Annotated in this window: 19 protein-coding genes; 3 read left to right on the top strand and 16 right to left on the bottom strand. The window is 73.8% G+C overall.

Annotated features, from left to right (window positions below):
- Positions 1 to 2 precede the first annotated feature (2 nt).
- Positions 3 to 353 carry a hypothetical protein gene (locus ABZ340_RS26820; protein ID WP_358784388.1) on the top strand — a complete coding sequence of 117 codons (351 nt, stop codon included), beginning with the start codon at positions 3 to 5 and terminating at the stop codon, positions 351 to 353.
- 55 nt (positions 354 to 408) lie between these two features.
- On the opposite strand, the gene ABZ340_RS26815 is transcribed toward ABZ340_RS26820, so the two are convergent.
- On the bottom strand, positions 409 to 1,299 hold the full coding sequence (locus ABZ340_RS26815; RefSeq protein ID WP_358784387.1) for an SDR family oxidoreductase: 891 nt from the start codon (positions 1,297 to 1,299) through the stop codon (positions 409 to 411).
- A gap of 365 nt (positions 1,300 to 1,664) precedes the next feature.
- On the opposite strand from ABZ340_RS26815, the gene ABZ340_RS26810 reads away from it, so the two are divergent.
- Positions 1,665 to 2,213 (top strand): DinB family protein, encoded by a 549-nt coding sequence (locus tag ABZ340_RS26810; RefSeq protein WP_358784386.1) that lies wholly within the window; start codon positions 1,665 to 1,667, stop codon positions 2,211 to 2,213.
- Between the two features lie 185 nt (positions 2,214 to 2,398).
- On the opposite strand, the gene ABZ340_RS26805 is transcribed toward ABZ340_RS26810, so the two are convergent.
- From ABZ340_RS26805 to ABZ340_RS26735, 15 genes are all read right to left on the bottom strand, one after another.
- Positions 2,399 to 2,980, bottom strand: a complete 582-nt coding sequence (locus ABZ340_RS26805) for a UbiX family flavin prenyltransferase (RefSeq protein WP_358784385.1) — start codon at positions 2,978 to 2,980, stop codon at positions 2,399 to 2,401.
- Positions 2,971 to 4,533, bottom strand: coding sequence for a UbiD family decarboxylase (locus tag ABZ340_RS26800; protein ID WP_358784384.1), 1,563 nt, complete (start codon positions 4,531 to 4,533; stop codon positions 2,971 to 2,973). The genes ABZ340_RS26805 and ABZ340_RS26800 overlap by 10 nt, the downstream gene beginning before the upstream one ends.
- Positions 4,520 to 5,263 (bottom strand): hypothetical protein, encoded by a 744-nt coding sequence (locus ABZ340_RS26795; protein WP_358784382.1) that lies wholly within the window; start codon positions 5,261 to 5,263, stop codon positions 4,520 to 4,522. Before ABZ340_RS26795 ends, ABZ340_RS26800 begins: the two co-directional genes overlap by 14 nt.
- 106 nt (positions 5,264 to 5,369) lie before the next feature.
- A complete protein-coding gene (locus tag ABZ340_RS26790) occupies positions 5,370 to 6,311 on the bottom strand; it encodes an amidohydrolase family protein (protein WP_358784381.1) in 942 nt (313 codons plus the stop codon).
- 138 nt (positions 6,312 to 6,449) lie between these two features.
- A complete protein-coding gene (locus ABZ340_RS26785; RefSeq protein WP_358784380.1) occupies positions 6,450 to 8,690 on the bottom strand; it encodes a molybdopterin cofactor-binding domain-containing protein in 2,241 nt (746 codons plus the stop codon).
- Between the two features lie 108 nt (positions 8,691 to 8,798).
- Positions 8,799 to 9,569 carry a GntR family transcriptional regulator gene (locus ABZ340_RS26780; RefSeq protein WP_358784379.1) on the bottom strand — a complete coding sequence of 257 codons (771 nt, stop codon included), beginning with the start codon at positions 9,567 to 9,569 and terminating at the stop codon, positions 8,799 to 8,801.
- Positions 9,570 to 9,586: 17 nt separating this feature from the next.
- A complete protein-coding gene (locus ABZ340_RS26775; RefSeq protein ID WP_358784383.1) occupies positions 9,587 to 11,143 on the bottom strand; it encodes a solute carrier family 23 protein in 1,557 nt (518 codons plus the stop codon).
- Complete coding sequence (locus ABZ340_RS26770) at positions 11,130 to 11,873, bottom strand: hypothetical protein (protein WP_358784382.1); 744 nt, start codon at positions 11,871 to 11,873, stop codon at positions 11,130 to 11,132. Before ABZ340_RS26770 ends, ABZ340_RS26775 begins: the two co-directional genes overlap by 14 nt.
- 106 nt (positions 11,874 to 11,979) lie before the next feature.
- A complete protein-coding gene (locus tag ABZ340_RS26765) occupies positions 11,980 to 12,921 on the bottom strand; it encodes an amidohydrolase family protein (RefSeq protein ID WP_358784381.1) in 942 nt (313 codons plus the stop codon).
- 138 nt (positions 12,922 to 13,059) lie between these two features.
- Entirely contained in the window at positions 13,060 to 15,300 is a 2,241-nt protein-coding gene (locus ABZ340_RS26760; RefSeq protein ID WP_358784380.1) for a molybdopterin cofactor-binding domain-containing protein, read from the bottom strand.
- Positions 15,301 to 15,408: 108 nt separating this feature from the next.
- Complete coding sequence (locus ABZ340_RS26755; protein WP_358784379.1) at positions 15,409 to 16,179, bottom strand: GntR family transcriptional regulator; 771 nt, start codon at positions 16,177 to 16,179, stop codon at positions 15,409 to 15,411.
- 17 nt (positions 16,180 to 16,196) lie between these two features.
- Positions 16,197 to 17,648, bottom strand: coding sequence for a nucleobase:cation symporter-2 family protein (locus ABZ340_RS26750; protein ID WP_358784378.1), 1,452 nt, complete (start codon positions 17,646 to 17,648; stop codon positions 16,197 to 16,199).
- A 126-nt stretch (positions 17,649 to 17,774) separates the two neighbouring features.
- A complete protein-coding gene (locus tag ABZ340_RS26745) occupies positions 17,775 to 19,184 on the bottom strand; it encodes an amidohydrolase (protein WP_358784377.1) in 1,410 nt (469 codons plus the stop codon).
- A gap of 486 nt (positions 19,185 to 19,670) precedes the next feature.
- Positions 19,671 to 20,243, bottom strand: coding sequence for a L,D-transpeptidase (locus tag ABZ340_RS26740; RefSeq protein ID WP_358784376.1), 573 nt, complete (start codon positions 20,241 to 20,243; stop codon positions 19,671 to 19,673).
- 61 nt (positions 20,244 to 20,304) lie between these two features.
- Positions 20,305 to 20,757: a hypothetical protein gene (locus tag ABZ340_RS26735; RefSeq protein ID WP_358784399.1), complete on the bottom strand. Its 453-nt coding sequence runs from the start codon at positions 20,755 to 20,757 to the stop codon at positions 20,305 to 20,307.
- Between the two features lie 396 nt (positions 20,758 to 21,153).
- Between ABZ340_RS26735 and ABZ340_RS26730 the strand changes: the two genes are divergently transcribed.
- Positions 21,154 to 21,876, top strand: a complete 723-nt coding sequence (locus ABZ340_RS26730; RefSeq protein ID WP_358784375.1) for a helix-turn-helix domain-containing protein — start codon at positions 21,154 to 21,156, stop codon at positions 21,874 to 21,876.
- Positions 21,877 to 21,878 lie beyond the last annotated feature (2 nt).

Genomic DNA, 21,878 nt, shown 5'->3' with positions numbered 1-21,878 from the left:
CGATGCTGTCACACACCACGGAGCACGGTGTTCTGGTCATCACGGTGGACCGGGACCCGGGAATCGACGGGCGGGCAGCGCTGTCCACCCGGATGACCCACCTGATCGAAGCGCATGTGCCCACCCCGGTCGTCGTCGACCTCACCGACCCGGCCGCGAGCGACGCCACGGTCAGCGCCGTGCTCCGCGCCCATCAGCTGTGCAGCCGCCACGGCGTGTCGATGTCCGTCGTCACCCGGAGCGCCCCGCTGCGGCGTCTGCTGGGGGAGCGCGCGGACGCGGCCTACCCCCGCCTGGCCCTGTACACACGGATGGACACGGCCGTCGCCGCCTGCTTCACCGCGGCGGCCTGACGCGCCCGGGCGCCCCCCTGCGGGACGCCCGGGCGCGTCAGGGCTGGAGCCCATGTCAGGGCAGCGGCGTTCCGCCGGTCGCGTTGAGGATCTCCGCGGTGACGAAGCTCGCCTCCTGCGAGGCGAGGTAGACGTACGCGGGGGCCAGCTCGGCCGGCTGGGCCGGCCGCCCCAGCGGGCTCTGCTTGCCGAACTCCGCCGTGTCCGGCAGCGTCGAGGGGATGAGCGGCGTCCACACCGGACCCGGCGCGACCGCGTTCACGCGGATCCCGCGCCCGGCGACCATCTGGGCCAGACCCTGGGTGAAGGTGACGATCGCGCCCTTCGTCATCGCGTAGTCCAGCAGATGCGGGCTCGGCTGGTACGCCTGGACCGACGTGGTGTTGATGACGCTGCCGCCCCGGGGCATGTGCGGCAGGGCGAACTTGGTCAGCCAGAACATGCCGTAGAGATTGGTCCGCATCACCCGGTCGAACTGTTCGGTCGGGATCGCCTCGATGCCGTCCGGCTGCGCCATCTGGTAGGCGGCGTTGTTCACCAGGACGTCGACGCGCCCGAACTCCGCGACGGCCCGGTCGATCAGCGCGCGGCAGTTGTCCTCCTCCCGGATGTCGCAGGAGACGGCCACGGCCTTGCGGCCCGCGCCCTCCACCAGGCGCGCCGTCTCCCGTGCGTCGCTCTCCTCCTCGTCGAGGTGGGTGAACAGCACGTCGGCGCCCTCACGCGCGAAGGCCAGGGCCACCGCGCGGCCGATACCGGAGTCCCCGCCCGTGACGACCGCCTTGCGCCCTTCCAGGCGGCCGCAGCCCCGGTACGTCTCCTCACCGTGGTCGGGCGGCGGGTCCATCGGCCCCGTCCAGCCCGGGTGCGCCTGGTCCTGCTGGGGAAAGTCGGGGCGGGGGTGCCGGGTGGTGGGGTCCTGCCGGGAGTGCTGGTCGTCCGCCACGATGGCCTCCTGTCTGTCGAGTGAACCGGGCGGACGACCGGGTTCCCGGATCACGCCGGACGAAAAGCCCGGTCCGCCGCGTCCGGGGCCGTACGCGGTCACCTGCCGGACGCGCGCCGCCCCGGCCGCCTGTCCGGCGGCACGCTCCCCGCGAGGCGCTCCGCCGGGAGCGTGCCGTACGCCTCCCCGCCGCCTCCCGGCCGGACCCGGCCGGGAGGCGGCGGGTGCGGCAGGCGCGGCGGGCGCGGGCGGCCCGGGCCGCGCCCGCCATGCCGGCCCGTGCTCGAGTCCCGGGAGCCCACCGCCACGTACCGGAAGTGCGCCGCGGGTACCGGGAACGGCCGCCCGGAGGCCAGGATGAGGGCATGAAGATTCCCGACCGGCGGATCGAACTGTTCACCGGCACCGGCAGCGAGCACCGGTTCGCCGGCCCCGCGACCGGTGACGAGCGGAGCATGCTGGTGGCCGTGCTGGACGCCCAGCGCGCCACTCTGGAGCTGAAGTGCTCCGGGCTGGGACCGCAGGAGATGGCCCTGCGGTCCGTGTCCCCGTCCTCGCTCTCCCTGCTCGGCCTCGTCCGGCACCTCGCCGACGTGGAACGACGCTGGTTCCGTGCCGTGCTCGCCGGGTACGACGCCGAGCTGCGCTTCTCCTCCCCAGAGGTCCCCGAGGGCGACTTCGACGGCGCCGGCCCCGAGGCCGTCGCAGCGTCCTGGGCGGCCTGGCACGCCGAGGTCGCCTTCGCGAAAGCCTTCGTCGCCGACGCCCCGCACCTCGGCATCGAGGGCCACGACCCCTGGCGGGGCACGGTCTGTCTGCGCTGGGTGCTCATCCACATGATCGAGGAGTACGCCCGTCACAACGGACACGCCGACCTGATCCGCGAACGGATCGACGGCGCGGTCGGGGTGTGACGTCGGGCGGTCCGCGTCCCGCCGCCGTGGGCGGACCGGCGACCCGCCCACGGCCGGCCGGCGCGCTCGTCGCCCACGCGCGGCGCGTGCTCCTCCGCTCCGTCCGGTCCGCGCCCGGGTGACGAGCGCCCGTCCGGCCCGTACCCGGTCGGCGGCCGTGGCCCGGACCGCAGCCGCGCGGCAGGTCACCGGCCGCCGGCCGCGTCCGGCTTCCCGGCCCACCGGGGGACCGGCGGGCCGGGAAGCCCCACCTGGTCGAGGACGCGGGCCACGATGTGGTCGACGAGAGCGGTGACGGTGGCGGGGCGGTCGTAGAAGGCGGGCATCGGCGGGACGACGGCCACGCCCATCCGGGCCAGGGCCAGCATGTTCTCGAGGTGGATCTCGTGCAACGGCGTCTCGCGGGGCACCAGCACGAGCGGACGGCGCTCCTTGAGCGTGACGTCGGCGGCCCGCCCGATGAGCCCGTCCGCGTATCCGGCCCGGATCCCGGCGAGCGTCTTCATGCTGCACGGCACGACGACCATGGCGTCGGCCCGGAACGAGCCCGACGACACGGCGGCGGCCTGGTCCCCCGGACGGTGCACGACGTCGGCGAGCGCGGCCACCTGCCCTGCCGTACGGTCCGTCTCCAGCTCGATCGTGGTGCGTGCCCAGCGGCTGAGGACGAGGTGGGTCTCCACCCCGGCCAGCGGGCGCAGGGTTTCCAGCAGCCGGATGCCGAGGATCGCTCCGGTCGCCCCGGTCATGCCGACGATCAGCCGCATGGTGTCCCGCCGCAGGCACGCCCCGCCGTGCCGCCCGACGGCCCGGCGCCGCCCGGCCCTTCCGTGTCGTCATCGCCCGGCCGGCCGGGGAGACCCGTCCGCCGTCCGGCGCCGTCCGGCCGCGCGCCGGCCCCCGGAAGCCGCGTGCGGATGTCCAGCAGGCGGCGCGCCGCCGCGAGGTGCTCCGGCGCGATACGGATCCGCTCGCCGTCGAAGCCGGGGGAGCGGGTCGCGTCCAGCGCCATCCGGGACGTGGTGCCCTCGGGGGAGGAGGACGGGTCCAGCGGGCTGCCGGGCAGGCCGTCGACCACGAACACGTCGCGGTCCGGCTGGAGGTGCGTGGCCAGGGCCCACAGCACCTCGGCATCACGCGTGACGTCCACGTCGTCGTCGACCGCGACCACCGTCTTCAGGTACGGGTCCCAGCCCAGCAGCCCCAGCATGACCTGCCGGGCCTGCCCCGGCCGGCCCGGACGCAGCGCCACGTAGGCGTGGAAGTGGGTGCCCGAGGCCGGGTAGTGGAGCGCCGTGACCTCCGGGAACCGCTCGCGCAGCTTGTGCGCCATCTCCGACTCGCGAGGGACACGGGCCAGGTTGAGATGGTCGGCGCTGTTGCCGCCGGTCACGTCCAGCAGCAGCGCGTCCCGTCGGCGCAGCACCGTCTCGACCGTCAGCACGTTGCGGGTGGAGCGGTGCGAGGAGTAGCCGGAGAACTCGCCGAAGGGGCCCTCGTCGGCGTGGCGGCCGGGGTCGATGGCGCCCTCCAGGACGATCTCGGCGCCGGCCGGGACCCGGATGCCGTACCGCGGGGTGCGCACCACGTCCAGGGGCGCTCCGAACAGCCCCCCGGCGATGTCCCGTTCGTCGGTGCCGGGGCCGACCCGCGCGGAGGCGGCGAGCAGGAACAGGGGGTGCGCGCCGATCACCATCGCCACCGGCAGCCGCTCCCCGCGTTCCTCCGCCATGCGCAGCAGCTGCCACAGGTGCCCGCGCGAGTGCAGGCTGGTGGCCAGCTCGGTGCGGCTGTGCACCAGGGCGCGGTGGAAACTGAGGTTGCCGGCCCGTCCGGGGGCGTACGGCGGTGCTTCGACGGCGACGACACCGCCGGTGATGTAGGGCGCGCGGTCGGAGGCGAAGTGCCGCAGGACCGGCAGCTGCGCGGGGTCCGTGAGATCCACCGCGGCGCCCTCGCGCACCGCCTGGAGGACCGGGCCGTCCGGCACCACGCGCGGCTCCACCGCGCGGGCGGCGGCCTCGTGGTAGGCGCCGTGCAGCCCCGCGGGGCCGGTGCCGAGCAGCCGCGCGATCCGCCGCCGGGAGGCGAACACGTTCGTGACGACCGTCGCGCCGGCCCCCTTCACCCGCGGGCACAGCAGCACCTCGTCCCGGCCCCGGGACGCCAGCTCCGCCACCAGCGCCGCCAGGGCCTCGCCCTCGACCTCCTCCTCGACGGTGAGCACCTCACCGGCGTGCGCCGACCGCAGCGCCGCCAGGAAGCCCCGCAGATCCTGGGCCCGGCCGCGACCGGTCCCGGCGGCCTCAGTGGCTGTCACAGCACACCCCCGTGTGCCCGCCCGCCGTGAAGAGGGACCCCCACGACGGCGCGTCGACGGCCAGACCCACGAGGTCCAGGCCCGTGCGCACGGCGACCCGCGCCCCGTCGTACACCGGCTTGCCCAGCTCCCGCTCCAGCAGCGCCGCCACCGGCGCCACCGGCAGCTCCGTACCCGCCACCACCAGGCACTCGGCGTCCGGCACGTCCGCCTCCAGCAGCAGCCGGCGCAACCGCGCCACCGGTACTTCAGCCGCCTCCCGCGCCGTGGGCAGGCCCAGCGCCGTGACGGAGGCCACCTTCAGCCCCTCGGCGACGTACGTGTCGGCGAGGCGGCCCGCGACGCCGGCGGAACCGGCCGTGACCAGGGCCAGCGAGCCGAGGCCCTGCCGGCGCAGCAGGCCGAGCTGACCGAGGGTGACCGTCGAGGCCGGGACCCCCGCCGCCTCCTCGATCCACCGGGCGACGGCACGGGCGTGGGCCGCGCCGTGCAGATCCGCCGAACTGCCGCCCCACACCACCGCGTCCGCCCCGACCTGCGCCAGCTGCTCGGCGGCCCGCAGCAGTTCCCGCGCCTGGGGCGGGGCCACCGCCGGTCCGTACAGCACCTCCGGGAGGACCGCCCGGGCCGTCGGATGCACCGTCTCGGCGGAGCCGGGAGCACAGATCCCGGCGGCCCACCGGGCGGCGCCGAGACAGGGGACGGGCAGAAGATGACCGATGCGCTGCATGAGGCACCCGTTTCTCGATCGGGGGAGGGGAGCGACGGGGCTGGCCCGGCCCGTACGGCCGTACGGGCCGGGCCAGCACCGGGGCGGGAGCGCCGCGTCCGCGCGGCTACGCGCGCACCGAGGACGGGCCCGCCGTGTCCAGCGAGGCGTAGGTGTCCTTCAGCCGCAGCTGCGCCTCCTCCTGGTTGCGCGGCGGCGGCGTCGGCTTCAGCCCGAGCAGCTTGGCCATGTTGTTGCCGAGGTAGCCCTCCAGGTCCTCCTCGGACAGGTTCATGCCCTGCGGCGGCGGGCCGCACAGCACCTCCAGCTCCCGCGCCCACATGCCGGGCTCGTTGGGCGGCGAGTCGGTGCCGAAGACGAGCTGGTGGCGCTCCATCTGCTGCGCGAACTCCACGATCCGCGACTGCAGCAGCCAGCCCGACTCCCCGTACACGTTCGGCGAGTCGAGGATCATGTACAGCGCCTCGAAGCAGTACACGCCGCCGGTCTGCACCCCGAAGTGCGCCAGGATGAAGTTGACGTCCCGGAACTCCCGGATGACCGGGTAGAACTGCGTCGGGATCGAGTACGGCCCGTCACCGGTGTGGATGAGGACGACGACGCCCAGCTCGTCGCAGACGCGGAGCACCGGCCGCAGCCAGTCCAGCGCCCGGTCGGGCCGGTAGGCATGCATGTTCGCATGCAGCTTCATCATCTTGTAGCCGTACTCCTTGACGTGGAACTCCAGTTCCTTCGCCCCGTTCTCCGGCCCGAAGCGCGGGTTGTACATGAAGTTCCCGATGAACCGGTCCGGGTACGTCGTCACCAGTTCGGTGATGTACGACATGTAGTCGCGGATGCCCTCGCGTCCCGTGCGCATCCCGTCCTGCCACACGCTGTTGCCGGGCGGCGGCATGATGCAGCCGTAGTCGATGCGGCGCGGCTTGCCGTTGATCATGTACGGGCCGTTCATCATCTCCAGGGTGCGCTCGCCCGTGAAGGGGGAGCCGTCGTGCCGCCACGCCTGGTCGACGATGTTCGTCGGATGCATGTGGGTGTCGATGATCAAGGTGCTGTTCCTTCCCAGTGGTTCAGGCCCAAGAGGTTCTGGCCGTGTGTCGCTGGACCGTCGTCCGCGGCGGGTGGACCGCAAGGGGCCTCCGCCGGGCCGGGGTGAACCGTCGGGGGACCCGGGGGCGGGCCCGCATCACCTCCCTTCCAGGTCGAGGAAGTCGTCGGGCCGCACGGGGACCCGGGGCAGCTCCCGGCCGGTCGCGGCGCGCAGCGCGTTGACGACGGCCGGGGTCGAGGACAGGGCCGGCGGCTCACCGACGCCGTTGAGCCCGTACGGCGAGTCGGGGTGCGGCAGTTCGAGCAGGTCGACGGGGACCGGCGGCATGTCCGCGATGGTGGGGATGAGGTAGTCCGTGAACGACGGGTTGCGCACCCGGCCGCCGGACACCTGGAGCTCCTCCATCAGCGCGAGGCCCAGTCCCTGCGCGGTGCCGCCCTCGATCTGCCCCTCCACGGCGAGGGGGTTCACCGCCTTGCCGACGTCCTGGGCGGTGGCCAGCTCGACCACCTTCACCAGTCCCAGTTCGGTGTCGACGTCGACGACGGCCCGGTGCGCGGCGAACGCGAACGCGATGTGCGCGTCCCCCTGCCCGCGTTCGGGGTCGATCGGGTACGTGCGGCGGTGCGCGTAGGTGTACTCGGCCTCCACCGGGCCGTCCTTCAGCAGCTCGGCCGGCGGCCCGTCACCGCGTTCGGCGAGCCGCTCCCGCACGGCCCGGCAGGCGCCCCGCACCGCGCCGCCGCTCATCCAGGTGATCCGGGACGCCGACGACGAGCCCGCGTCGCCCGCCCGGGTGTCCGCGGGCAGCACCACCACCCGCTCCACCCCCAGCTCGGTCCGGACGATCTGCGCCTGCACGGTCACGATGCCCTGCCCGCACTCGGCGGCGGCCGTGTGGACCTCGGCGACCGGCTCGCCGCCCGCCAGGGACAGCCGCACCCGGGCCGTCGACCGGTCGTCGACGCCGCCGGAGAAACCGATGGCCTTCACCCCGATGGCGTAACCGACACCGCGCCGGACCCCCTCGCCGTGCGAGGTGTTGTTCAGCCCGCCGGGACGGGCGAACGCCCCGGTGGGCGGGGGCGGCAGCGGCCGGTCGCGCAGCCGGCACAGCAGCTCCGCGGCCGGTGCCGGGCCGTCCACGGACTGCCCCGTGGGCAGGACCGTGCCCGTCGTCATCGCGTTGCGCAGCCGCAGCTCCAGCGGGTCCATCCGCAGCGCGCGGGCGAGTCTGTCGAGGTTGGACTCCACGCCGTAGCAGGACTGCACGGCCCCGAAGCCGCGCATGGCCCCGCACGGCGGGTTGTTGGTGAACACCGCGTAGCCGTCGATCTCGGCGTGCGGCACGTCGTAGGCGCCCGCCGCGAAGTAGGAGCCGTTGGCGATGACGACCTGCGAGGTGGACGTGTACGCGCCGCCGTCGAACAGCAGCCGCGCCTTCACGTAGACCAGCCGGCCGTCCCGGGTGGCGCCGTGCTCGAAGCGCATCCTGGCCGGGTGCCGGTGCACATGCCCGAAGAAGGACTCCTCGCGGTGGTAGCTCATCTTCACCGGGCGGCCGGTGTGCAGCGCGAGCATCGCCGCGTGGATCTGCACGGACACGTCCTCCCGCCCGCCGAACGCGCCGCCCACCCCCGACAGGGTCAGCCGTACCTTCTCCGGCGGCAGTCCCAGCGCCGCGCACATCTGGCGCCGGTCGTCGTGCAGCCACTGGGTGGACACGTACATGTCCACCCCGCCGTCCTCGCCCGGTACCGCCAGCCCCGCCTCCGGGCCGAGGAACGCCTGGTCCTGCATGCCGACCTCGTACGTCCCCGCCACGACGACCTCGGCCAGGCGCCGGGCCTCGGCCAGGTCGCCGTGGCGGATGCGGACGTGCCGGACGACGTTGCCGCTGCCGCCGTCCACGCGCCGCTCGTGCACCGGCGGGCCGCCGCCCGCCACCGCCACCTCGGGATCGGTGAGCGCGGGCAGCTCCTCGTACGTCACGTCGATCAGCCGCAGCGCCCGGCGGGCCGTCTCGGGGTGTTCCGCGGCCACCAGCGCCACCGGTTCGCCCTGGTGGCGCACCCGGCCGGCGGCGAGCACCGGCTGGTCGGCGACCTTCATCCCGTACCGGGGGGAGCCCGGCACGTCCTCGTGCGTCAGCACCGCCACCACGCCCGGCAGCAGCCGGGCCTGCGAGGCGTCCAGCCGGACGATCCGCGCCGACGGGTGCGGGCTGCGCAGGGTGGCCCCCCACACCATGGAGTCCCAGCGCAGATCGGAGGCGTACGCGAACGCGCCGCCGACCTTCAGCCGCCCGTCGGGCCGCCGCACGCTCTCGCCCACACCGTGCCGCGTGCCCGCGGCCGGTCCGATGGTGCTCCTCACGATCGGTCACTTCCTCTCGCAGGGGATGAGAGAGACGGCCGCCCCGCCGGGGCCCGAGCCGCGGGGCTCGAAGGCCGGTGTCCGGGGACCGGGGCCGGTCCCCGGCGCTCAGGCGATGGGCCGGACGGGCGCGTCCGCGTCCCGCGGACCCGGCGGCCCGGACCCGACCGCCTGGGAGAGCCGGATCCGCAGCCGCCGGATGTGCTCCCGGGCGGCCCGCTCCGCGGCGTCGGGGTCCCCGGAGACCATCGCCTCGAAGATCCGCCGGTGCTCCTCGACCGCCAGCCGGGCCCCCTCCGGGCTGCGCCACAGCGAGTGCAGCGCCAGATGGGCCTTGCCCTGGACGGTGTCGAGCGCCGCCGTCAGATGACTGTTCCCGGCGGCCTCCCGGATCAGACGGTGGTAGGCCATGTCCATGTCCGTGTGGGTCCGCTCGTCGAACCCGGAGGCGACCTGCGCCTCGTGCCGTTCCAGCAGTTCCCGCAGCCCGGCCACCCGGGCGGCGTCGAGGCGCTCGGTGGCGAGCCGGGCCGCCAGCCCCTCCATCACCTCGCGGACGACGTACAGCTGCCGCACGTCCTCGATGTCGACGGTGGCGACCACCGCGCCCCGGTGGGCCACGTGCGTGGCCAGGCCGTCGTGGATCAGCCGCTGCACCGCCTCCCGGACGGGACTGCGGCTGATGCCCATCTGGGCGGCGAGCGCCGGCACGGACAAGGCGTCACCGGGACTGAGCCGGCCGGCGAGCACGGCGCCCTTCAGCTCCTCGTAGGCGCGCTCCGCGAGCAGGCTCCCCGCCGAGACCGGATTCACCGGCCGGAACGACTCCCCGGACCCCGTCTCCCCGCGCACCGCCCGCGGTGACCTCTGTGTCGGCATGTCCTCCAACTCCCCTGTCACGGACGGGCGTTCCCGCCCGCCTCGTGGCCTTGTCCCGTCAACTCCCCGCTATTCCCTACATGTTGCATGTAATGTTCCGGCGGGTCAACGGAACCGTCCGGCTTTTTCCCGCCTCCCGGAAGCGGGAGGTGATGGAAGAACAGATTGAGCAGGACGGCCGCGAGCGTGCCGAGGATGATGCCGCTCTCGAACAGCACATGCAGGTGCCGGCCCGGCATCCGCTCGGCGAACTGCGGGAAGGCGGTGGGCAGGAAACCGATGCCCAGACTCGCCGCGACGAGCACGGTGTTGCGGTGGTCGGACAGGTCGGCCCGGCCGAGGATCTGCACGCCCACCACGGCGATCGAGGAGAACAGCACCAGGGTGGCGCCGCCGAGCACCGAGGCGGGCATGGCCGCCACCGCGGCACCCACCTTCGGCATGAGCCCGAGCACCATCATGATCCCGCCGCCCGCCGCGACGATCCACCGCGACTTCACCCCGGTGAGCTGGATCAGCCCGATGTTCTGCGAGTACACCGTGCTGGGGAAGGAGTTCAGCGTGCCGGCCACGGCGGTCGCCAGACCGTCCGCCTCGCGAGGGACACGGGCCAGGTTGAGATGGTCGGCGCTGTTGCCGCCGGTCACGTCCAGCAGCAGCGCGTCCCGTCGGCGCAGCACCGTCTCGACCGTCAGCACGTTGCGGGTGGAGCGGTGCGAGGAGTAGCCGGAGAACTCGCCGAAGGGGCCCTCGTCGGCGTGGCGGCCGGGGTCGATGGCGCCCTCCAGGACGATCTCGGCGCCGGCCGGGACCCGGATGCCGTACCGCGGGGTGCGCACCACGTCCAGGGGCGCTCCGAACAGCCCCCCGGCGATGTCCCGTTCGTCGGTGCCGGGGCCGACCCGCGCGGAGGCGGCGAGCAGGAACAGGGGGTGCGCGCCGATCACCATCGCCACCGGCAGCCGCTCCCCGCGTTCCTCCGCCATGCGCAGCAGCTGCCACAGGTGCCCGCGCGAGTGCAGGCTGGTGGCCAGCTCGGTGCGGCTGTGCACCAGGGCGCGGTGGAAACTGAGGTTGCCGGCCCGTCCGGGGGCGTACGGCGGTGCTTCGACGGCGACGACACCGCCGGTGATGTAGGGCGCGCGGTCGGAGGCGAAGTGCCGCAGGACCGGCAGCTGCGCGGGGTCCGTGAGATCCACCGCGGCGCCCTCGCGCACCGCCTGGAGGACCGGGCCGTCCGGCACCACGCGCGGCTCCACCGCGCGGGCGGCGGCCTCGTGGTAGGCGCCGTGCAGCCCCGCGGGGCCGGTGCCGAGCAGCCGCGCGATCCGCCGCCGGGAGGCGAACACGTTCGTGACGACCGTCGCGCCGGCCCCCTTCACCCGCGGGCACAGCAGCACCTCGTCCCGGCCCCGGGACGCCAGCTCCGCCACCAGCGCCGCCAGGGCCTCGCCCTCGACCTCCTCCTCGACGGTGAGCACCTCACCGGCGTGCGCCGACCGCAGCGCCGCCAGGAAGCCCCGCAGATCCTGGGCCCGGCCGCGACCGGTCCCGGCGGCCTCAGTGGCTGTCACAGCACACCCCCGTGTGCCCGCCCGCCGTGAAGAGGGACCCCCACGACGGCGCGTCGACGGCCAGACCCACGAGGTCCAGGCCCGTGCGCACGGCGACCCGCGCCCCGTCGTACACCGGCTTGCCCAGCTCCCGCTCCAGCAGCGCCGCCACCGGCGCCACCGGCAGCTCCGTACCCGCCACCACCAGGCACTCGGCGTCCGGCACGTCCGCCTCCAGCAGCAGCCGGCGCAACCGCGCCACCGGTACTTCAGCCGCCTCCCGCGCCGTGGGCAGGCCCAGCGCCGTGACGGAGGCCACCTTCAGCCCCTCGGCGACGTACGTGTCGGCGAGGCGGCCCGCGACGCCGGCGGAACCGGCCGTGACCAGGGCCAGCGAGCCGAGGCCCTGCCGGCGCAGCAGGCCGAGCTGACCGAGGGTGACCGTCGAGGCCGGGACCCCCGCCGCCTCCTCGATCCACCGGGCGACGGCACGGGCGTGGGCCGCGCCGTGCAGATCCGCCGAACTGCCGCCCCACACCACCGCGTCCGCCCCGACCTGCGCCAGCTGCTCGGCGGCCCGCAGCAGTTCCCGCGCCTGGGGCGGGGCCACCGCCGGTCCGTACAGCACCTCCGGGAGGACCGCCCGGGCCGTCGGATGCACCGTCTCGGCGGAGCCGGGAGCACAGATCCCGGCGGCCCACCGGGCGGCGCCGAGACAGGGGACGGGCAGAAGATGACCGATGCGCTGCATGAGGCACCCGTTTCTCGATCGGGGGAGGGGAGCGACGGGGCTGGCCCGGCCCGTACGGCCGTACGGGCCGGGCCAGCACCGGGGCGGGAGCGCCGCGTCCGCGCGGCTACGCGCGCACCGAGGACGGGCCCGCCGTGTCCAGCGAGGCGTAGGTGTCCTTCAGCCGCAGCTGCGCCTCCTCCTGGTTGCGCGGCGGCGGCGTCGGCTTCAGCCCGAGCAGCTTGGCCATGTTGTTGCCGAGGTAGCCCTCCAGGTCCTCCTCGGACAGGTTCATGCCCTGCGGCGGCGGGCCGCACAGCACCTCCAGCTCCCGCGCCCACATGCCGGGCTCGTTGGGCGGCGAGTCGGTGCCGAAGACGAGCTGGTGGCGCTCCATCTGCTGCGCGAACTCCACGATCCGCGACTGCAGCAGCCAGCCCGACTCCCCGTACACGTTCGGCGAGTCGAGGATCATGTACAGCGCCTCGAAGCAGTACACGCCGCCGGTCTGCACCCCGAAGTGCGCCAGGATGAAGTTGACGTCCCGGAACTCCCGGATGACCGGGTAGAACTGCGTCGGGATCGAGTACGGCCCGTCACCGGTGTGGATGAGGACGACGACGCCCAGCTCGTCGCAGACGCGGAGCACCGGCCGCAGCCAGTCCAGCGCCCGGTCGGGCCGGTAGGCATGCATGTTCGCATGCAGCTTCATCATCTTGTAGCCGTACTCCTTGACGTGGAACTCCAGTTCCTTCGCCCCGTTCTCCGGCCCGAAGCGCGGGTTGTACATGAAGTTCCCGATGAACCGGTCCGGGTACGTCGTCACCAGTTCGGTGATGTACGACATGTAGTCGCGGATGCCCTCGCGTCCCGTGCGCATCCCGTCCTGCCACACGCTGTTGCCGGGCGGCGGCATGATGCAGCCGTAGTCGATGCGGCGCGGCTTGCCGTTGATCATGTACGGGCCGTTCATCATCTCCAGGGTGCGCTCGCCCGTGAAGGGGGAGCCGTCGTGCCGCCACGCCTGGTCGACGATGTTCGTCGGATGCATGTGGGTGTCGATGATCAAGGTGCTGTTCCTTCCCAGTGGTTCAGGCCCAAGAGGTTCTGGCCGTGTGTCGCTGGACCGTCGTCCGCGGCGGGTGGACCGCAAGGGGCCTCCGCCGGGCCGGGGTGAACCGTCGGGGGACCCGGGGGCGGGCCCGCATCACCTCCCTTCCAGGTCGAGGAAGTCGTCGGGCCGCACGGGGACCCGGGGCAGCTCCCGGCCGGTCGCGGCGCGCAGCGCGTTGACGACGGCCGGGGTCGAGGACAGGGCCGGCGGCTCACCGACGCCGTTGAGCCCGTACGGCGAGTCGGGGTGCGGCAGTTCGAGCAGGTCGACGGGGACCGGCGGCATGTCCGCGATGGTGGGGATGAGGTAGTCCGTGAACGACGGGTTGCGCACCCGGCCGCCGGACACCTGGAGCTCCTCCATCAGCGCGAGGCCCAGTCCCTGCGCGGTGCCGCCCTCGATCTGCCCCTCCACGGCGAGGGGGTTCACCGCCTTGCCGACGTCCTGGGCGGTGGCCAGCTCGACCACCTTCACCAGTCCCAGTTCGGTGTCGACGTCGACGACGGCCCGGTGCGCGGCGAACGCGAACGCGATGTGCGCGTCCCCCTGCCCGCGTTCGGGGTCGATCGGGTACGTGCGGCGGTGCGCGTAGGTGTACTCGGCCTCCACCGGGCCGTCCTTCAGCAGCTCGGCCGGCGGCCCGTCACCGCGTTCGGCGAGCCGCTCCCGCACGGCCCGGCAGGCGCCCCGCACCGCGCCGCCGCTCATCCAGGTGATCCGGGACGCCGACGACGAGCCCGCGTCGCCCGCCCGGGTGTCCGCGGGCAGCACCACCACCCGCTCCACCCCCAGCTCGGTCCGGACGATCTGCGCCTGCACGGTCACGATGCCCTGCCCGCACTCGGCGGCGGCCGTGTGGACCTCGGCGACCGGCTCGCCGCCCGCCAGGGACAGCCGCACCCGGGCCGTCGACCGGTCGTCGACGCCGCCGGAGAAACCGATGGCCTTCACCCCGATGGCGTAACCGACACCGCGCCGGACCCCCTCGCCGTGCGAGGTGTTGTTCAGCCCGCCGGGACGGGCGAACGCCCCGGTGGGCGGGGGCGGCAGCGGCCGGTCGCGCAGCCGGCACAGCAGCTCCGCGGCCGGTGCCGGGCCGTCCACGGACTGCCCCGTGGGCAGGACCGTGCCCGTCGTCATCGCGTTGCGCAGCCGCAGCTCCAGCGGGTCCATCCGCAGCGCGCGGGCGAGTCTGTCGAGGTTGGACTCCACGCCGTAGCAGGACTGCACGGCCCCGAAGCCGCGCATGGCCCCGCACGGCGGGTTGTTGGTGAACACCGCGTAGCCGTCGATCTCGGCGTGCGGCACGTCGTAGGCGCCCGCCGCGAAGTAGGAGCCGTTGGCGATGACGACCTGCGAGGTGGACGTGTACGCGCCGCCGTCGAACAGCAGCCGCGCCTTCACGTAGACCAGCCGGCCGTCCCGGGTGGCGCCGTGCTCGAAGCGCATCCTGGCCGGGTGCCGGTGCACATGCCCGAAGAAGGACTCCTCGCGGTGGTAGCTCATCTTCACCGGGCGGCCGGTGTGCAGCGCGAGCATCGCCGCGTGGATCTGCACGGACACGTCCTCCCGCCCGCCGAACGCGCCGCCCACCCCCGACAGGGTCAGCCGTACCTTCTCCGGCGGCAGTCCCAGCGCCGCGCACATCTGGCGCCGGTCGTCGTGCAGCCACTGGGTGGACACGTACATGTCCACCCCGCCGTCCTCGCCCGGTACCGCCAGCCCCGCCTCCGGGCCGAGGAACGCCTGGTCCTGCATGCCGACCTCGTACGTCCCCGCCACGACGACCTCGGCCAGGCGCCGGGCCTCGGCCAGGTCGCCGTGGCGGATGCGGACGTGCCGGACGACGTTGCCGCTGCCGCCGTCCACGCGCCGCTCGTGCACCGGCGGGCCGCCGCCCGCCACCGCCACCTCGGGATCGGTGAGCGCGGGCAGCTCCTCGTACGTCACGTCGATCAGCCGCAGCGCCCGGCGGGCCGTCTCGGGGTGTTCCGCGGCCACCAGCGCCACCGGTTCGCCCTGGTGGCGCACCCGGCCGGCGGCGAGCACCGGCTGGTCGGCGACCTTCATCCCGTACCGGGGGGAGCCCGGCACGTCCTCGTGCGTCAGCACCGCCACCACGCCCGGCAGCAGCCGGGCCTGCGAGGCGTCCAGCCGGACGATCCGCGCCGACGGGTGCGGGCTGCGCAGGGTGGCCCCCCACACCATGGAGTCCCAGCGCAGATCGGAGGCGTACGCGAACGCGCCGCCGACCTTCAGCCGCCCGTCGGGCCGCCGCACGCTCTCGCCCACACCGTGCCGCGTGCCCGCGGCCGGTCCGATGGTGCTCCTCACGATCGGTCACTTCCTCTCGCAGGGGATGAGAGAGACGGCCGCCCCGCCGGGGCCCGAGCCGCGGGGCTCGAAGGCCGGTGTCCGGGGACCGGGGCCGGTCCCCGGCGCTCAGGCGATGGGCCGGACGGGCGCGTCCGCGTCCCGCGGACCCGGCGGCCCGGACCCGACCGCCTGGGAGAGCCGGATCCGCAGCCGCCGGATGTGCTCCCGGGCGGCCCGCTCCGCGGCGTCGGGGTCCCCGGAGACCATCGCCTCGAAGATCCGCCGGTGCTCCTCGACCGCCAGCCGGGCCCCCTCCGGGCTGCGCCACAGCGAGTGCAGCGCCAGATGGGCCTTGCCCTGGACGGTGTCGAGCGCCGCCGTCAGATGACTGTTCCCGGCGGCCTCCCGGATCAGACGGTGGTAGGCCATGTCCATGTCCGTGTGGGTCCGCTCGTCGAACCCGGAGGCGACCTGCGCCTCGTGCCGTTCCAGCAGTTCCCGCAGCCCGGCCACCCGGGCGGCGTCGAGGCGCTCGGTGGCGAGCCGGGCCGCCAGCCCCTCCATCACCTCGCGGACGACGTACAGCTGCCGCACGTCCTCGATGTCGACGGTGGCGACCACCGCGCCCCGGTGGGCCACGTGCGTGGCCAGGCCGTCGTGGATCAGCCGCTGCACCGCCTCCCGGACGGGACTGCGGCTGATGCCCATCTGGGCGGCGAGCGCCGGCACGGACAAGGCGTCACCGGGACTGAGCCGGCCGGCGAGCACGGCGCCCTTCAGCTCCTCGTAGGCGCGCTCCGCGAGCAGGCTCCCCGCCGAGACCGGATTCACCGGCCGGAACGACTCCCCGGACCCCGTCTCCCCGCGCACCGCCCGCGGTGACCTCTGTGTCGGCATGTCCTCCAACTCCCCTGTCACGGACGGGCGTTCCCGCCCGCCTCGTGGCCTTGTCCCGTCAACTCCCCGCTATTCCCTACATGTTGCATGTAATGTTCCGGCGGGTCAACGGAACCGTCCGGCTTTTTCCCGCCTCCCGGAAGCGGGAGGTGATGGAAGAACAGATTGAGCAGGACGGCCGCGAGCGTGCCGAGGATGATGCCGCTCTCGAACAGCACATGCAGGTGCCGGCCCGGCATCCGCTCGGCGAACTGCGGGAAGGCGGTGGGCAGGAAACCGATGCCCAGACTCGCCGCGACGAGCACGGTGTTGCGGTGGTCGGACAGGTCGGCCCGGCCGAGGATCTGCACGCCCACCACGGCGATCGAGGAGAACAGCACCAGGGTGGCGCCGCCGAGCACCGAGGCGGGCATGGCCGCCACCGCGGCACCCACCTTCGGCATGAGCCCGAGCACCATCATGATCCCGCCGCCCGCCGCGACGATCCACCGCGACTTCACCCCGGTGAGCTGGATCAGCCCGATGTTCTGCGAGTACACCGTGCTGGGGAAGGAGTTCAGCGTGCCGGCCACGGCGGTCGCCAGACCGTCCGCGCGCAGTGCCCGGGTGACCTGCCGGCCGTCCACCTCACGGCCCACGATCCGCCCGACGGCGAAGAACTGCCCGATGGACTCCACCGCGATGATGACCATCACCAGGAACAGGGACAGTACGGCCGTCGCGTCCAGCTGCGGCGTCCCGTAGTGCAGCGGCGCCGCGATGCCCACCCACGGCGAGTGGCCGATCCCGGAGAAGTCCCCCTGCCCGGCGAGTGCCGCGACGGCCGTGCCCAGGGCCAGCCCGACCAGCACGGCCACCGTGGCGAGGAACCCCCGCGACACCTTGTGCAGGACCACGATCACGCCCAGCGTGACCGCCGCCAGCCCCAGGTGGGCGGGGGAGCCGAAGGAGCTCGCGGCCGGGTCCCCGCCGCCGACCTGCCGGGCGGCCACCGCCAGCAGCGTGATCCCGACGATCGTCACGATCGTCCCGGTCACCAGCGGCGGGAAGAACCGCACCAGCCTGCTGAACACGGGCGCGATCACGAAGAGCGCCAGCCCCGCCGCGATCACCGCCCCGAACACCGTCGGCAGCCCCGCGTGGGCCCCGCCCGCCGCCAGCCCCACCGAGACCAGCGACGGCACCGCCGTCGTCGACGTGCCCTGCACCACGGGCAGCCGTATCCCCACCCCCGGCAGCCCGACCGACTGCAGCAGCGTGGCGATCCCGCACGTCAGCAGGGACGCGTTCACCAGCCGCCCGATGTCCTCGCCGCCCAGGCCGAGCCCCTCCGCCACCAGCAGCGGCATCACCACCGCCCCCGCGTAGAACGCGAGCACGTGCTGCACCCCGTACACCACCAGCCGCCACACGGCCGGCACCGCCTCCACCGGGTCGGAACCCCTCCGCCGCGCTTTCCGGAACGACATGTGCGTTCTCCCTCCGCCCGCCCGAAGGGGGCGTCGTCTGTGCCACACATACGGGGCCGCGGACGGGCAGCCATGAGAACCCGGCGGGCCGCGGACACCGGCCGCGGCCCGCCGGCGGTGCGGGAGTCAGAACCGCCAGGGCACCCGCAGGCCGTCGAACCCGGCCCGCCGCACGAGGTGTTCGGCCCGCTCCCGCACCTCGGCGAAGAGGGCGTCCTCGTCGACCAGGACGCAGCGGCCGTCCTCGAACACCACCCGCCCGCCGACGATCGTCATCACCACGTCCCCGCCGCGCGCCGCGTACACGAGCGCGGGCACCACCCGGTGCAGCGGCGTCAGGTGCGGCCGGTCCAGGGCCACGACGGCCACGTCGGCCGGGGCCCCGGGCCGCAGTTCGCCCGCGCCCGTCCCCGCGTAGCGGGCACCCTCACGGGTGGCCAGCTCCAGCACCTCCTCCGCCCGCACGGACGCCGGGTCCAGGGTGTGCAGCCGCCGGGCGAACAGGGCCTGCTTCATCACCTCGAACATGTCCTGGCGGTGCCCCGCGCTCGGCCCGTCCGTGCCCAGCGCCACCGTCGCGCCGGCCGTCCGCAGCTCCCGCAACGGCATCACTCCCGACGCCAGATAGGCGTTGGACGGCGGGTTGTGGGCGACCCCCGCCCCGCGCTCGCCGATCCACTCGGCTTCGGCGCCGTCGAGCCAGATCGCGTGCGCGAGCGTCGCCCGCGCGTCGAGCAGCCCCTCCCGCTCCAGCCACTCCACGGGCCGTACGCCGTACGCCTCCAGGAAGCTCGCGGGATCCTTGGCGCCCTCACAGCAGTGGGTGTGCCAGCGGGTGCCGAACTCGCGCGCCAGCGCCACCGCGCCCCGCGTCAGATCCAGGTCCCCGTAGCTCAGGTTGAGCGGAGCCGGCCAGACGGTCACCCGCGACCCGGGCGGCCGTTTCTCCAGACAGGCCCGGGTCAGCTCCAGCTCCTCGGCCGTCGAGTACCGGTAGAGGGCGTCCGGAAGTCCCCGGGCCGCCGCGACGGCGGTCTTCGTCCCGAGCATGCCCCGCGCCACGGCACCGCGCAGCCCGGCCGCCTCGATCGCGTCCGCCACCGCGAGCACGGTCCCGGGATCGGTGGGCCCGTAGTGGTGGTCGACCACCGACGTGATCCCCGAGCGCAGCGCCTCCACCGCGCCCAGGGTGGCCGCGACACGGGCGTCCTCGGACCCCACGGCGATCGCGTAGGGCCACATGAACTCGTTCAGCCACGGCCAGATCGGCAGCCCTTCGCCCAGACCGCGCGCCAGTGACTGGAACAGATGGGTGTGCCCGTCCGTGAACCCCGGCAGCACGGCGCGGTTGCGGCAGTCCACGGTCCTCGCGGCCCGCCAGGCCGCGTCGGTCTCGGCGGCGGGGCCGACCGCCACGACGCGGCCGCCGGCGATCGCGACGGAACCCGGCTCGTACACCGCCCGCCGCTCCCCGACGGTGACGACCCGGCCGCCGGACAGCAGCAGATCACAGTGCCGTACGTGTGAACCGGTCACAGAACCCCCCGGAATCGATGACATGTTCCATATTGCATGCAACATATTCCGGCCAAACGGACTGTCAACCCTCCACGCACCGCCCGGACTTCTGGGCGGTACGAGGCTGATGCCCGGGGGAGAGAAGAGGACAGGGAGAGCGAAGGGGGAGAGAGACGGCTCCGGACGCGACGGGCTCTCCCGAGCCGCCGGTGAGATGCCGGTGAGATCGGGAATCACCTCGCCGCGTAGTCCGAGGCGGTGTTTCCCGCCCGCGTCAGCGGCAGCGGCGGCAGCGGCGTCTGCCGGCCGAGGCCGAGGCCCGGACGCGCTGATCGAGGCGGTCCGGGACGAAGACCCGGGCGGCCCGAAAGCCGGAGCCTGCGCCGTCGCGCGGCCCGCCCCCTCCGGCCGCAGTGCCGAACGTCATGAGGCGGACCCGAGCGCTTCAGGGCGCCACGGGGAAGGTCTCCCGACCTCCCGTGGCGCCCTGCGCTCCTGGGATGCTCAGACGACGGTGAGCCGGCGCGGCGCCGGTCCGTCGGCGAGGACGGCGAACAGCTTCTTGATGTCGGCGGGGGAGAGCTTGATGCACCCCTGCGACCTGTAGTCGGCCGGGCCGTCCCAGCGCTGGTTCTCCGGCCGTCCTTGTCCGCCGGTCCGGGTCATCTCGCTGTGGATGAACAGGTCCGTGCGCTCGGTCCGACCGTTCGCGCAGAGCTTGTCGCTCAGCGGAATGGCGTAACCCTTGATGACGGTGCCGTTGTAGCGCGTGTGGCGGGCGCCGACGGTGTAGGTGCCCTTCGGCAGCCACCCCTGGTTCTTCGCACAGTCGTCCCGTCCCTTGGCATGGCCGGCACCGAGGCCGGAACCGGCGCGGTAGGACGCCACGGCGCGGTCGCCGCGCAATACCGTCAGCTGCGACTTCTGCGGGTCGGCGGCGTTGCGGACGAACTTCAGGGTGGTGGCCGTCTGCGCCTGAGCGGCATGTCCGCCGAGGGCGGCCGCGGCGGCGGGCACGAGCACCGCCGCGGCCGCCACGGTGATGACGGCGGACCGGATGAACACGGGCACGCTCATGGACACGGAGGTACCTCCTTTACTGGCGGTTGCAGGATGTGTCCGGTGGTTCGCGCGCCGGTCACTTGTACGTGATGTCCCAGTGGTTGCCCTCGTTGGCGTAGACGTTGCCGGCTGCGGACCGGTACATGGACGCGCCGTCGCCCCGCTTGCCGACGTACTTGTAGTGGCCCTTGATGTACCGGTTGACGCAGGTCGTGGGCGTGATGTCGACCTTGTGGCCGTTCCAGTGGCTGTACGTCCCCCGGGCGTGTCCCGTCTCCGTGCCGCCGGTGATGTTGACCCGGCAGCCGCTGGCGCGCTTGAAGGCGATGATCCCGTTCACGGTGCCGGAGTTGATCTGGGAGAAGGAGGTGCAGGTCTTCCGGTTGCGGTCGGAGCAGTTGCCGCTGGAGGACCAGGTGATGCCGGCCGCCCGGAGCTTGGCGGCGGCCTGGTTGTGCGTCAGTTTGGTGCCGCTCGCCTCCGCGGTGGCGGCGGGCAGGCAGACGGCGGCCGCTGCGGCGACGGCCACGAGAGCGGCGTAACCACGGTGCGCAAGACGCTTGACGGTCACGGGATTTCCTTTCCTTCACGGTGGGTCCGGGGCGGTGCGGGGGTGATCCGCGCCGCCGGTGGATCCGATCGTGTCGGCGCGGCCGCCGTCCCGGCCAGCTTCGGCCGGGCGGTGCGGTGGAAACGGGATGTCCCGCGCGTTGACCTGCGAAGACACCGAGATTCGGGACGGAACGGCGGGACGTGCGGGACGGTGCGGTGGGACGGCCCTTCTCCACCGGGACGGCGCTTTCATGCCGGGACACGAGTTCTCGTTCGGGTGTGCGAACAGAGATCACGATTTGTTCCATGGCGATGACTTTCGGTAAAAGGTGGAGCCACGGACTGATCGACGGCTGGTGCACCGGGGGTGGGAATGCCGCGTTGGAAGCCGCTGCCCGAGGGGACGGACCCCAGCGTCCGCCAACTGGTCGGACAGCTGCGCAGACTCAAGGACCGCGGTGGGCTGAGCCTGGCAGCGCTGGAAGCCAAGACCGGCTGCAGCAGATCGTCGTGGGAGCGGTACCTGAACGGGCACACTCTGCCGCCGCAACGTGCGGTGGAAAGCCTGTGCGAGCTGAGCGGAGCCGATCCGGTCCGGCTGCTCGCGCTGCGGGAAGTCGCGGAGACGGTCTGGCCCGCCTCCTCCACCGGAGGCGAGGACACCGCAGGCCCGACGACTGGCCCGGAACCCGTGACCCGCACCGGCGTCAGGGCATCGCTCTTCGCGCTGGTGGTGACGGCGGCCTTCGTCGTCGCCGCCACAGCCGGTGCCCTGCTCGGCCTGAAGCCGTGGCAAGAGGCACAGGCGGCGACACGGCCGGCACCGGTGCGATGCGACGTGCGATCGGAAGACGGTGCCCTTCACGCCGGACACAGCCGGACATGGAAGAAGACGATCGCGCTCGGCTACGCAGGGGAGGCAGTGGCGGAGGCGGAGTGCCTGCTCGGCTACCACGGTTACGACACCGGCCGGGTGGACGGCCTGTACGACATCGCCACGCGCAACGCCGCCAGGCGGGCGCAGCGGGACGCCGGCGAGGTGCCCGACGGAATCGTCGGCCGGCACACCTGGCCCGTGCTGCGCCGGGAGTGGTGAAC

Origin of the sequence: Streptomyces sp. NPDC006134, from assembly GCF_040628835.1 — a bacterium.
GTDB lineage: Bacteria > Actinomycetota > Actinomycetes > Streptomycetales > Streptomycetaceae > Streptomyces.
This window is presented reverse-complemented; position numbering and strand designations above follow the sequence as displayed.